Consider the following 12,719-nt stretch of genomic DNA (forward strand, 5'->3'; position numbering starts at 1 on the left):
CGCGGGCTGGACTCGTCATCGCCGTCGGCGCACAGGCCGGCGGAGACGACGAGGAGACCGACCGATGCGACGACGCACGCTCGCCGCGCTGGCACTCGTCCCCGCCCTCGCCCTCGGGGCGCAGGGCTGCGGGGGCGGGGGTGGCGGGGACGGCACCGCCAAGGCCGCGAGCGACGACCAGAAGATGCGCGAGTTCGCCCGGTGCATGCGCGCCAACGGGGTGGACATGCCCGACCCGAAGGACGGCCGGATCGAGATCCGGGCGTCCGCCAAGCCGGGCGGCGCGGGCAAGAAGGCCCCGGAGGTCGACGCCGGGCTCCAGGCCGCGCAGAAGAAGTGCGCCCACCTGATGCCGAACGGCGGGAAGCCGCCCAAGCCCAAGCCCGAGGATCTGGCGAAGATGCGCGCGTTCTCCAAGTGCATGCGCGACAAGGGCGTCAGCGCGTTCCCCGACCCCCAGCCGGACGGCGGCATGAAGATCAAGGAGGGGAAGGGCACGGAAATGGACCCGGGGAGCCCGACGTTCAAGAGCGCCCAGAAGGCCTGTGCCAAGCTCTCGCCCGGCGGCGGGGGCTTGATGCGGACGACCCGGGGCGGCGACTAGTGGCCAGGAGGCGCACCGTCGTCCTCGGCGCGGCCGGGGCCGTCGTGGCCGGCGGCGCGGGGCTCGCGACGGTCGGACTCGGCGGGGGCGGCGACCCCGCCGCCGGCCGCGGCACCCTGCCGCCCGCGACGGCGGCGGTCGAGCGCACCACGCTCACCGAGACGCAGGACGTGGACGGCACGCTCGGCTACGGCGGCACCCGCACCGTCGCCGGCGCAGGGCGCGGCACCCTCACATGGCTGGCCGGTCCCGGGTCGGTCGTGTCCAGGGGCAGGGCGGTGTACCGGGTCGACGACAGGCCGGTACCCCTCCTGTACGGCAGGCTTCCGCTCTACAGGACGCTCGCCGCGGGGACAAAGGGCTCCGACGTCCTGCAACTCGAACGGAACCTGCGCGCCCTCGGCTACACGGGGTTCACCGTCGACAGGACCTACGACGCCGCCACCGCCGCGGCCGTGCGGCGATGGCAGGACGCCCTCGGCGTCGACGAGACCGGCCGGGTCGCACCAGGCGCGGCCGTCGTCGCGTCCGGCCGGATCCGGGTCGCCGAACGCAAGGCCGACGTCGGCGACCGTGTCGGCGGACCCGTCCTGACCTGCACCGGCACGACCCGGGTGGTGTCCGTCGACCTGGACGTCGAGTACCAGCGGCTCGCGAAGAAGGGCGCGGAGGCGGAGGTCGAACTGCCGTCCGGTGACACCGTCACCGGGCGGATCTCCTCGGTCGGGAAGGTCGCCAAGGCGGGGGCGCGGGACCAGCCGGCCACCGTGGCGGTCGAGATCGCGGTCGCCGGCCGCGCGAAGCTCGGCTCCTACGACAAGGCGCCCGTCGAGGTGCACCTCACCGCGAACCGGCATCCCGACGTCCTCGCCGTGCCGATCGGCGCGCTGATCGCCCAGGGCGACGGCGGCTACGCCGTCCAGGTCGTCCAGGACGGGCGGGTCCGCACGGTGCCGGTGGAGACCGGCGTGTTCACCGAGGGCCGCGTCGAGGTCTCCGGGGCGGGCCTCGCGCAGGGCATGAAGGTCGGGGTGCCGTCATGAGCCCGGTCGTGGAGCTCAGGGAGGTCACCAAGACCTATCCGGGCGGGGTCACCGCGCTGGACGGGGTGTCGCTGACCGTGGCGGAGCGCGAGCTCCTCGCGATCGTCGGGCCGTCCGGCTCGGGGAAGTCGACGATGCTGCACCTGCTCGGCACACTCGACCGGCCGAGCGCCGGCACCGTCCTCGTCGAGGGCGGGGACGTGTCGCGCCTCCCGGACCGGCGCCTGTCCGCGCTGCGGGCCCGGCGGATCGGTTTCGTGTTCCAGCAGTTCCACCTCGCCGCGGGCGTGAGCGCGCTCGACAACGTCGCCGACGGGCTCCTGTACGGGGGCGTGCCGCTGCCGCAGCGGCGCAGCCGGGCCCGCCGCGCGCTGGAGCGCGTCGGGCTCGGGCACCGCCTCGGCCACCGGCCGCACCAGCTGTCGGGCGGCGAGAGGCAGCGGGTCGCGATCGCCCGCGCGGTGGTGGGGGAGCCCGCGCTGCTGCTGGCGGACGAGCCGACCGGCGCGCTGGACTCGGCGTCGGGCGCGGGCGTCCTGGACCTGTTGCGCGAGCTGTCCGGCGGCGGTACGACCGTCGTCCTGATAACGCACGACCGGGACATCGCCGCGCTGCTGCCGAGGCAGGTGCGGATGCGCGACGGCCGGATCGTGCACGACGACGCGCGGGTGGGGGCGCCGTGATCGACAGAACCGCCGCCGGGGCCGTCCCGGCGAGGCTCGGCCCCAGCGACGTGCTGCGCGTCGGCGCCGCCGGCCTGCGGTCGCGGCCGATGCGGGTGTTCCTCTCCGCCCTCGGCATCGCGATCGGCATCGCCGCGATGATCGGCGTGGTCGGCATCTCGACCTCCAGCCGCGCTCAGCTCCAGGCGACCCTCGACCGGCTCGGCACCAACCTGCTCACGGCCGGCCCCGGCCGGGACCTGTTCGGCGGGGACGCCAAGCTGCCCGAGGAGTCGGTCGGCATGGTGGCGCGGATGCCGGACGTGCGGTCGGCGTCGGCGACGGCGAAGCTGGAGGACACCGCCGTCTACCGCAACGACCACATCCCGGAGGGGGAGAGCGGCGGCATCAGCGTCCTCGCCTCCCGCCTCGACCTGCCGCGGACCGTCGGCCTCACCATGGCCGCCGGCACCTGGCTCAACGCGGGGACGGCGAAGTACCCGGCCGTCGTGCTCGGGTCGGCGGCCGCCGACCGGCTCGGGGTCTCGACGCCGAACGTGCAGGTGTGGCTCGGGTCCCAGTGGTTCACCGTCGTCGGCGTCCTGGAACCGAACCAGCTGGCGCCGGAGCTGGACTCGGCCGCGCTCGTCGGCTGGGACGCCGCCGCGTCCCGCCTCGGCTTCGACGGCCACCCGACCACGGTCTACACGCGGGCCCGCGAGGACGCCGTGGCGAAGGTGCGGGACCTGCTCGCCGCGACCGCGAACCCGCAGGCGCCGAACGAGGTCGAGGTCAGCCGTCCCTCGGACGCGCTGGCCGCCCAGCAGGCGGGCGACCGGGCGTTCACCGGCCTGCTCCTCGGGCTCGGCGGCGTCGCGCTGCTGGTCGGCGGCGTCGGCGTCGCGAACACGATGGTGATCTCCGTCCTGGAGCGCCGTGCCGAGATCGGCCTGCGCCGCAGCCTCGGCGCGACCCGGGGCCAGATCCGGCTCCAGTTCCTCGCCGAGTCGCAGCTGCTGGCCGTGCTCGGCGGCGTCGGCGGCGTGGCCGCGGGCATCGTGGTCACCGCCGTCTTCGCGACGACCCAGGGCTGGCCGACCGTCGTCCCGGTCTGGGCGATGGCCGGCGGCATCCTCGCCACCCTCCTCATAGGCGGTGTCGCGGGCCTGTACCCCGCCCTACGCGCAGCCCGCCTGGCCCCCACCGAGGCCCTGGCCGCCCCGTAGCACCACCCGACCCCACGAATGGAGCCCAGCCACTAGGAAGGCCAGCCACCAGATAGGAAGCTCGACCCGTCGAGCCGGGCGACCGCAGCGACACGCCACAATCCGCACGGGCACAACACACCCGCACGGTGGCGTGAGGATCGCCCGGCTCGCAACGGGGGTTCCAGGGGGTCGCCCCCCGGGGAGGACACCTTCACCTCACGCCGTAGAGGTGCTCCAGGGCGAGCTGGTCGAGGTGCTCGAAGGCGGTGCGGCGGGCGCCGAGGGCGTCGGCGTCGGCGGTGGCGTCGCGGACGGAGCGCCAGTCCTCGCCGTCGGCCAGGGTGGGCTGGGCGAGCTCGTCGAGCTTGGCCTCGCGCAGGGCGTCCTGGACGTCGGGGTCGGCGCGGAACGCGCGGACCTTCGCGCGCAGGATCAGCCAGTTGCGCATGCAGGCGGCCGCCGACTCCCACACGCCCCGGTCGTCCTCGGTGCGCGGCGGCTTGAAGTCGAAGTGGACCGGGCCGTCGTAGTCGCTCCGGTCGATCAGGTCGACGACCCAGAACGCGCCGCGCGCGTTGCCGGCGCCGAACCGCAGGTCCTGGTCGTAGCGGGGGCCGTGCTGCCCGTTGAGGTCGATGTGGAACAGCTTGCCCTGCCACAGCGCCTGCGCCAGGCCGTGCGCGTAGTTCAGCCCGGCCATCTCCTCGTGCCCGACCTCGGGGTTCAGGCCGACGGTGTCGGGGCGCTCCAGGGTCTGGATGAACGCGAGCGCGTGGCCGATCGTGGGGAGCAGGATGTCGCCGCGCGGCTCGTTCGGCTTCGGCTCGATCGCGAAGCGCAGGTCGTAGCCCTGGTCGGCGACGTAGGCGCCGAGGACGTCGAACGCCTCCTTGTAGCGGTCCAGTGCGGCCTGGACGTCCTTGGCGGCCCCGGACTCGGCGCCCTCCCGCCCGCCCCAGCACACGTAGGTGCGAGCGCCCAGCTCGGCGGCCAGGTCCAGGTTGTCCATGACCTTGCGCAGGGCGAACCGGCGGACGTCGCGGTCGTTGGCGGTGAACGCCCCGTCCTTGAAGATCGGGTGGCCGAACAGGTTGGTGGTGGCGGTGGTGACGACCAGGCCCGTCTCGTCCAGCGCCTTCCGGAAAGCGTCGATGGCGCCCTGCCGCTCGGCGGGCGTGGCGTCGAAGTCGAACACGTCGTTGTCGTGGAAGTTCACGCCGTAGGCGCCGATCTCGGCCAGCTCGCGGACGGCGCGGTCGGCGGGCATCGGCGGCCGGGTCCCGGGGCCGAACACGTCGACGCCCTGCCAGCCGACCGTCCAGACGCCGAACGAGAAGCGGTCCTCGGGCGTGGGGGTGTAGTCGCTCATGGTTCCTCCTCAGATCTGCGGGGCGGTGTCGCGCAGCGCCGCGTAGCGCGCGCGGACCCCGGCATCGGTGCGGTCGGCGGTGTGCTCGGTCGCGGGGGGCGCCGGCCAGGCGGGCGGTTCCGGCGTCCCGGCCAGGGCCCAGGCCGCCTGGCGGGCGGCGCCGAGCGCGACGTACTCGGCGGGCTCGGGGACCGTCACCGGCGTCCCGAAGATCGCCGGCGCGAGGGCGCGGACGGCTCCGGCGCGGGCGCCGCCCCCGATCAGCAGGACGCGGCGCGGCCGGACGCCCTGCGCGGCGAGATGGTCGACGGCGTCGGCGAGCGAGCACAGCAGCGCCTCCACGGCGGCCCGCGCGAGGTTCTCCCGCGTCGCGTTGGACGTGGTGAGCCCCGCGAGCACCCCGCTGGCGTCGGGCCGGTCGGGGGTGCGCTCGCCGTCGAGGTAGGGGAGCAGCGTCAGGCCGCCCGCGCCGGGCTCGGCGGCGAGGGCCAGCGCGGACAGCTCGTCCAGGGCGGCGCCGGTCATGGCGGCGGCGGCCGACAGGATCCGCGCGGCGTTCAGCGTGCAGACGAGGGGCAGGAACCGGCCGGTCGCGTCGGCGAAACCCGCGACCAGCCCGGAGGCGTCGGCCGCGGGCTCCGCGGCGACCGCGAACGCCGTGCCGGACGTGCCGATCGACACGACGACGTCGCCGGGCTCCAGCCCGAGCCCGAGCGCGGCGCCCATGTTGTCGCCGGTGCCGGGGCCGAGGGCCGCGCCCCAGGCCGTCTCGCCGACGCGTTCGCCGGGGGCGGCGACGCGGGGCGTCGCGGCGTCGCGGCCGAGCGCCGCGCGCAGCACGTCCGGCAGGTACGCGCCGGTCGCGGGGGACCAGTAGCCGGTGCCGGACGCGTCGCCCCGGTCGGTCACCGGCTCGGACGCGCCGAGCCGCAGCGTCAGCCAGTCGTGGGGGAGCATGACCTGCTCGGTGCGGCGCGCGCGGTCCGGTTCGTGCTCGGCCATCCAGCGCAGCTTGCTCACCGTGAACGACGCCAGCGGCACGCTGCCGGTCCGCTCCGCCCAGGCCTTCGCGCCGCCGAGCTCCTGGACGAGGTCGCGGGCCTGCGGCGCCGAGCGCGTGTCGTTCCACAGCAGGGCGGGGCGGACGGCCTCGCCCGTGCCGTCGAGCGCGACCATGCCGTGCTGCTGGGCGGCGACGGCCACCGCGTCGGCGCGTTCGAGCAGGTCGCCGACCTGGGTCAGCGCGCTCCACCAGTGGTCGGGGTGGCATTCGGTGCCGTCCGGATGCGGGGCGGAGGCCGTGGCGACCACGGCGCCGTCCGCGGCCCGGCACAGCACGGCCTTCGTCGACTGCGTCGAGGAGTCGACGCCCGCGACCAGCCTCTCGGGCATCCGCGTCCCGCCTTTCGTAAAGAACTTGGACTAATTAACCTAGCAGAGGGCCTGTGCCCTGCCTATACACGTGATTCATTTAGGGTTCATCCATGACGAAGTCCGCCAACGCCCCCGTCCGGCACGCGACGATGCGCGAGCGGAACCTCGCCGTCGTGCTGGAGCACGTGGCCCGCCACCAGCCCGTCACCCGGGCGCGCCTGGCCGAGCTCACCGGCTTCACCAAGACGACGGTGTCCAACCTCGTCTCCCTGCTGGAGGGCGCCGGCCTGGTGCGGGACGGCGCCCTGGTGCACGAGGGGGAGCGGGGGCGCCCCGGGGTGGGCGTGTCCGTGCACGGCGACGGCGCGGCCGGGCTCGGTCTGGAGGTCAACGTCGACTATCTCGCCGCCTGCGTCCTCGACCTCGCCAAGCAGGTCCGCTACCGGCACGTCGTCAGCGCCGACAACCGCGGCCGCGAGCCCGGCGCCGTGCTCGCCGCGCTGTCCGCGCTGGCCGGCGAGGCCGTCGCCGCCGCCGCGGGGCAGGGCCTGACCGTCGCCGGCGCCGCGGTCGCCCTGCCCGGACTGCTCGACCGCGAGAACGGGGTGGTGCGGCACGCCCCGAACCTCGGCTGGACGGACGTCCCCGTCACCGGCGCCCCTGGCCTCGCCGCGGCGCTGCCCGCCGAGTACGACAACGAGGCCAACCTCGCGGCCCTCGGCGAGCTGTGGTTCGGCGACGGCGCCCGGTTCGGCGACTTCGTGCACGTCTCGGGGGAGATCGGGATCGGCGCCGGCATCGTCGTGGACGGGCGGGTGTTCCGCGGCGCGCACGGCTTCGCGGGGGAACTCGGGCATCTGGTCGCCGACCCGTCGGGTCCCGCGTGCTCCTGCGGCGGGCGCGGCTGCCTGGAGCAGATCGCGGGCCAGGAGGCGATGCTGCGCGCGGCGGGCCTGCCGGTGACGCGGCCGGCCGCCGGGCCCGGGGGATCGGTGGGCAGGCTGGTCGACCGGCTGAGCGCCGGCGACGCGGCGGCGCTGGACGCGGTCACCCGGGCGGGCCGCGCGCTCGGCGGTGCGCTCGCCTCGGCCGTCAACCTGATCGATCCGGACACCATCGTGCTCGGCGGGGTGTTCTCCCCGCTCGCCGCCTGGATCCGGCCCCCGCTGGAAGGCGTCCTCGCGGAGGGGCCGGGCTCGCTGCGGCGCGGCGTCCCCCCGGTCGAGGTCTCCGGCCTGGCGGAGGGCGCCGCGGTCCTCGGCGCCGCGGGCCTCGTCGTGGAACGCGTGATCGCCGACCCGGCGCTGCTCCTCTAGAGGGGCCGGTACTCGAACCAGGCGAAGTCGGCGCGGCCGCCGCCCGTCCGGCCGTTGGACGTGGCGTAGAGGCCGATGTAGGCGCCGGTGAAGCCGCCCGCGACCTGGCTGCTGAGCAGGTCGCCGTCCACCGGGCCGCCGAGCGGCGTCCACTCGTCCGGTGCCGCGCCGTAGAACGCCTGGTACCAGCGTCCGTGCGCCTCGAAGCCCAGCCGGACGGGCCCCGGGGCGGCGGGGCCCGCGGCGAGCACGGTCTCGACCCCCTGCTCGCGTTTGACCAGGCGCAGCCCTTGGCTCGTGGACACGAGCAACACGTGGAAGTCGTTGTTCTGGACGAGGGCGAGCCCGGCCCACTCATCACCGGCCGGTGCGAAGTCGAGCGAGGTGAACGCGGCGAAGTCCGGGTGCTGCTGGCGCCGCCCGAGGAACGACGGGTTGGCCACGTCGGCGAGCGTTTCCGGACGGGCGCGAAGCCTCAGGTGCCCGGGGCGTTCAGCCAGGCTCCACCAGCGTTCGCGCGGCGTCCGCGGCATGTTCCAGGCCGGGCCCAGTTCGGGCCCGTCGAAGTGGTCGCAGGCCGGGGCGGCCGGCCACGGGTGCGACGGCAGCGACGGGGACGGGTGGTTCGGCTCGACCCGCCCGCCGGTGACCGGCCAGCCGTCCTCCCAGGTGACCGGGGTCAGGAACGTCTCCCGGCCGAGGGCGCACCGGTCGAGGTGGTGCGGGCGCATGGCGAGCAGCACCATCCACCACTCGCCGTCCGGCGTGTCCACGAGGTCGGCGTGCCCGGCCCCGACGATCGGATGCCCGGCCCCGAGGTTGCGGTGCGTGAGCACCGGGTTGCGCGGGTTCCCCTCGTAGGGGCCCGTGACGGCATCGGCGCGGGCGACCATCACGGCATGGTCGTGGGCGGTGCCGCCCTCGGCCGTGAGCAGCACGTACCGGTCATCGATCTTGTAGAGGTGGGATCCCTCGGACCAGATCGCCCCCTTCACGGCGCCGTCCCAGATCACGTGCTCGTCGCCGGTCAGGGCGAGGGCGGCCGGGTCGAACTCGCGCAGCCAGATCTCGGTGTGGCCCTCGTAGCGGTCCGTGGGCCGGGTGCCGGTGCACCACGCGCGGCCGTCGTCGTCGAAGAACAGCGACGGGTCGATGCCGTCGCCGTCCAGCCGGTGCGCGTCCGACCACGGCCCGGCGGGATCGGACGCGGTCATCACGAAGTGCCCCGACCACCGCGTCCCGTCCACCAGCGTGCAGACAAGGTAGAAGGTGCCGTCGTGGTGGCGCAGCGTCGGCGCGTACAGGCCGCCGGACGCCGGGACGCCGTCCAGCGGCAGCTGGCCGGCCCGGTCGAGCGCGTGCCCGATCTGACGCCAGTGCACGAGGTCGCGGCTGCGGAACACCGGCAGCCCGGGGAACCACTCGAAGGTCGACGTCACGAGGTAGAAGTCGGACCCCACGCGGCAGACCGAAGGGTCGGGGTGGCAGCCCGGCAGGACGGGATTGGCGAACGCGCTCACAGCGGGGTGACCTCCACCGGGACGGTGAGGACGCGGTCCGGGCCGAGCTCGCGGACGGGCCCGTCGAGCGTGAACGCGCCGCGCAGGGGCAGGTCGGCGCTCGAGCGCCCCACCGAGACCTCGATGACGCCGGGCTCGACGATGCGCCGCAGGTCCGGGCCGGTGAAGGAGGTCCGGTCGGCGTGCACCCGGAACGCGACCCGCGCCGCCTCGCCCGGCTCCAGCCGGACCCTGGCCCACCCGGCGAGCCAGCGCGCGGGGCGCACCACCGAGGCGACCGGGTCGGACAGGTACAGCTGCGCCACCTCCGTTCCGGCGCGTTCCCCGGTGTTCCGGACGACCGCGCTGACCGTCACCGCCCCGTCGGTCGCCGTCCGCTCGTCCGCGCGCAGGTCCCCGTACTCGAACGAGGTCCAGGTCAGCCCGTGGCCGAACGGGTAGAGGGGGACGGGGTCGACCACGCTCCAGTCGTGCCCGCCGTCCATCAGCGACCGCAGGTAGGTGACCGGCGGGCCGGACGCGCGGCGCGGCACGCTGATCGGCATCCGCCCCGACGGCGCGACCCGGCCCGACAGGACGCCCGCGACGGCTCCGCCCCCCTCCTCGCCGGGGAAGAACGCCTGCACGACGGCGGCCGCCCGGTCGGCGAGGGCCTCGATCGCGTACGGGCGCCCGGTCAGCATCACGATGACCGTGGGCGTCCCGGTGTCCAGGACGGCCGCGGCCAGCTCGGCCTGCCGTCCCGGCAGCGCGAGCGTCTCGGCGTCGCAGCCCTCGCCCGACGTGCCGCGGCCGAAGAGCCCCGCCCGGTCGCCGAGGGCGAGCACGCACACCTCGGCCTCGCGCGCCGCCGCGACGGCCGCCTCGATGTCGGCGTCCTCGGCGACGAACACGTCGTGCGAGCCCGCGACCCGCACGCCGGGCAGCTCGGCGCGCACCGCGTCCGCCAGCGTCGGGATCCGCACGCCGAGCGGCATCTCCGGATGCAGGCGGCCCACGTGGCTCGGGAACGTGTAGCAGCCCAGCATCGCGAACGGGTCGTCCGCCAGCGGCCCCGCCAGCACCACCCCGTCGCCGGAGCGCAGCGGCAGCACGCCGTCGTTCGCCAGCAGGACGACCGACTCCTCGGCCAGCCGCCGGGCCAGCGCTCTGTGCTCGGGAGGGTCGAGGTCCTGCTCCGCCGCGGCGTCCCAGGCGGGCGCGCCGTCCAGGAGGCCGAGCTCGGCCTTGAGCGTCAGGACGCGGCCGGCGGCGCGGTCGAGGAGATCCTCGGGAACGTCCCCCCGCCGGACCATCTCGATCAGCGGATCGCCGTAGCAGCGGACGGTCGGCAGCTCCATGTCGATCCCGGCGCGCAGCGCCAGCGCGGCGGCCTCGCCGCGCGACCCGGCCACCCGGTGCCGGCTCTCCAGGAACGAGATGCCGAAGTAGTCGGCGACGACGACGCCCGCGAAGCCGAGCTCCTCGCGCAACAGGCCGGTCAGCAGGCGCTCGTCGGCCGCGGCGGGCATCCCGTCCACGTCGGTGTAGGAGTGCATGACCGAGCGGGCGCCGCCGTCGCGCACCGCCATCACGAACGGCTCCAGCACGACGTCGGCGAACTCGCGCGGGCCGATCGGCGTCGGCGCCATGTTCCGCCCGGCGCGGGAGGCGGAGTAGCCGGCGAAGTGCTTGAGCGTGGTGACGATGCCTGACTGTTCCAGGGCCGTCACGTAGGCCGTGCCGAGCACGCCGGCGAGATACGGGTCCTCGCCGATGCACTCCTCCGTGCGGCCCCAGCGGGCGTCGCGGACGACGTCCAGCACGGGCGCGAGCCCCTGGTGGACGCCTGCCGCGCGCATGCTCGCCCCGATCGCGGCGGCCATCTCCGCGACCAGGCCGGGGTCGAAGGTGGCGCCCCACGCGGGCGGGCTGGGGAACACGGTGGCGCCCCACGTCATGAAGCCGTTGAGGCACTCCTCGTGCGCGATCGCCGGGATGCCGAACCGGTTGCCCGCGGCGACGCGGTCCTGCAGCTCGCGGAGGCGGGCGGCGCCCTCGTCCGCCGCGACCGGCACGGTGCCGAACACGCGGGTGAGCTGGCCGAGGCCGCGGTCCAGGATCTCCTCCAGGCGCGGGGCGGTCTCGTGGGAGTCGTCCTCCATCGGCGCCACGGGCTCGCCCGGCCCGGCCGGGATCGCCCAGAAACCGGCGAGCTGCCCCGCCTTCTCCTCGGGTGTCATCCGGGCCAGCAGGTCGGCGACCCGCTCGGCGACCGGCAGCCCGCGGTCCTGCCAGGGACCGCGGACCGCGCTCGGGGCCGGGACGGCTTCGGTCATCGCTCCTCCGTGGGGGGCGGCGAGGTGGGGACCGGCGGGGCCGGGGGCGGCGGCGCGGTGGAGGCGCGCACGCGCAGGTCGGTGGCCAGTTCCACGCGGGGGGTCAGCGGCGGCCGTCCGTCCAGGAGCTGGAGCAGGGTGCGGGCCGCGACGCGGCCCATCTCCTCCAGCGGCTGCCGGACGGTCGTGAGCGGCGGCGACAGCCACTCGCAGGTGGGCAGGTCGTCGAAGCCGACGACGCTCAGGTCCTCGGGGATGCGCAGCCTGGCGAGCCGGGCCGCCTGGTAGGCGCCCATGGCCTGCTCGTCGCTGCCCGCGAAGACCGCGGTGGGCGGCTCGGGCAGCGCCAGCAGTTCCCGGGTGCGGGCGTAGCCGCCCCGGTGGTGGAAGTCGCCGTACCGGACGAGCTCGCGGTCGACCTCGATCCCGGCGCGCTCCAGCGCGGTCCGGTAGCCGTCCACGCGGGCCTGCGTGCAGAGCATGTCGGCGGGACCGCCGATCATGGCGATGCGGCGGTGGCCGAGCCCGATCAGGTGCTCGGTCGCGGCCAGCCCGCCCGCCCAGTTGGTGGCGCCGACGCTGGCGATCTCGGCGTCCGGCAGGTTCACCGGGTCGACCAGGACGAGCCCGACGCCGGCCCGCTCCAGCTGCTCGCGCTGGCGCCGCGTCATCCGGGACGTCACCAGGATGACCCCGTCGCTGTGGTGCAGCGCGGGCAGGTTCTGCCAGCTCGGCGGCCGGGCGTCGTCCTCGCGCACCAGCGAGACGACCACGCCGGTGCCGTGTTCGGCGCACTCGGCCTCCACCCCGCGCAGGATCTCCACCGCCCAGGGGCTGTCCAGCCCGGCCAGGACCAGGTCGATCAGGCCGGACCTGCGGGCGCGCCGGGACCCGCCGGGGCCCGGGTAGTTGTGGGTGCGCAGCAGCGCCTCCACGCGCTCGCGGGTCGCGGCGGCCACGTCGGTGCGGCCGTTGAGGACCTTGGAGACCGTGGCGGGGGACACCCCCGCCTCGGACGCGATCAGTGCCAGGGTCGGCCGGGACGGGGGGTCCGGCATCTCGTCGGTGGTGCGCACGGGCACGCTTCTCTCCTCCCCGAGGAAACGATTGCGAACAGTATCGCAATGTTTCGCTCGCTCCTAGTCCCGGTCCAGGAGTTATCAAGCGTTTCATTTAGGTCACTCGCGGTCGAAGCCTTGACCGTGAGGGGGCCCTTTCTTAGAGTTCCACGGCAACGGCAAGCCCGAAGAATTTCGAAAAGTTTCGAACGAGCGGTCCCGTCCCACCGCTCCCGGCCGAGCCCAC

The 12,719-nt window shown here is 75.3% G+C and carries 10 protein-coding genes; 5 read left to right on the forward strand and 5 right to left on the reverse strand.

The annotated features are described in order from the left end of the window. The first annotated feature begins 64 nt into the window (after positions 1-64). Genes AB0C84_RS38445 through AB0C84_RS38460 form a run of 4 tightly spaced genes read left to right on the forward strand, consistent with a single transcriptional unit; the run spans position 65 to position 3,535 of the window. Positions 65-604, forward strand: a complete 540-nt coding sequence (locus AB0C84_RS38445) for a hypothetical protein (protein WP_361075830.1) — start codon at positions 65-67, stop codon at positions 602-604. Then, a complete protein-coding gene (locus tag AB0C84_RS38450) occupies positions 604-1,647 on the forward strand; it encodes a peptidoglycan-binding protein (RefSeq protein WP_361075833.1) in 1,044 nt (347 codons plus the stop codon). The genes AB0C84_RS38445 and AB0C84_RS38450 overlap by 1 nt, the downstream gene beginning before the upstream one ends. After that, on the forward strand, positions 1,644-2,330 hold the full coding sequence (locus AB0C84_RS38455) for an ABC transporter ATP-binding protein (protein WP_258943111.1): 687 nt from the start codon (positions 1,644-1,646) through the stop codon (positions 2,328-2,330). The genes AB0C84_RS38450 and AB0C84_RS38455 overlap by 4 nt, the downstream gene beginning before the upstream one ends. After that, positions 2,327-3,535, forward strand: a complete 1,209-nt coding sequence (locus tag AB0C84_RS38460) for an ABC transporter permease (protein ID WP_361075836.1) — start codon at positions 2,327-2,329, stop codon at positions 3,533-3,535. Before AB0C84_RS38455 ends, AB0C84_RS38460 begins: the two co-directional genes overlap by 4 nt. 193 nt (positions 3,536-3,728) lie before the next feature. Here AB0C84_RS38460 and xylA read toward each other — a convergent pair whose 3' ends face one another. Further along, positions 3,729-4,886: a xylose isomerase gene (gene xylA / locus AB0C84_RS38465; RefSeq protein WP_179848550.1), complete on the reverse strand. Its 1,158-nt coding sequence runs from the start codon at positions 4,884-4,886 to the stop codon at positions 3,729-3,731. Positions 4,887-4,895: 9 nt separating this feature from the next. After that, positions 4,896-6,278, reverse strand: a complete 1,383-nt coding sequence (gene xylB, locus AB0C84_RS38470) for a xylulokinase (protein ID WP_361075839.1) — start codon at positions 6,276-6,278, stop codon at positions 4,896-4,898. Between the two features lie 92 nt (positions 6,279-6,370). On the opposite strand from xylB, the gene AB0C84_RS38475 reads away from it, so the two are divergent. Then, a complete protein-coding gene (locus tag AB0C84_RS38475) occupies positions 6,371-7,576 on the forward strand; it encodes an ROK family transcriptional regulator (protein WP_361075842.1) in 1,206 nt (401 codons plus the stop codon). Here AB0C84_RS38475 and AB0C84_RS38480 read toward each other — a convergent pair. From AB0C84_RS38480 to AB0C84_RS38490, 3 genes are read right to left on the reverse strand one after another with little or no spacing between them, the layout of a single operon-like run. Continuing rightward, a complete protein-coding gene (locus AB0C84_RS38480; protein WP_361075845.1) occupies positions 7,573-9,096 on the reverse strand; it encodes a glycoside hydrolase family 43 protein in 1,524 nt (507 codons plus the stop codon). The genes AB0C84_RS38475 and AB0C84_RS38480 overlap by 4 nt on opposite strands. Continuing rightward, complete coding sequence (locus AB0C84_RS38485) at positions 9,093-11,414, reverse strand: glycoside hydrolase family 3 N-terminal domain-containing protein (RefSeq protein WP_361075848.1); 2,322 nt, start codon at positions 11,412-11,414, stop codon at positions 9,093-9,095. Before AB0C84_RS38485 ends, AB0C84_RS38480 begins: the two co-directional genes overlap by 4 nt. Then, positions 11,411-12,472 carry a LacI family DNA-binding transcriptional regulator gene (locus tag AB0C84_RS38490; protein WP_361075902.1) on the reverse strand — a complete coding sequence of 354 codons (1,062 nt, stop codon included), beginning with the start codon at positions 12,470-12,472 and terminating at the stop codon, positions 11,411-11,413. Before AB0C84_RS38490 ends, AB0C84_RS38485 begins: the two co-directional genes overlap by 4 nt. Between the last annotated feature and the right edge of the window lie 247 nt (positions 12,473-12,719).

Origin of the sequence: Actinomadura sp. NPDC048955 (assembly GCF_040649435.1) — a bacterium.
In the GTDB taxonomy this organism is placed as follows: Bacteria; Actinomycetota; Actinomycetes; order Streptosporangiales; family Streptosporangiaceae; genus Spirillospora; species Spirillospora luteofluorescens.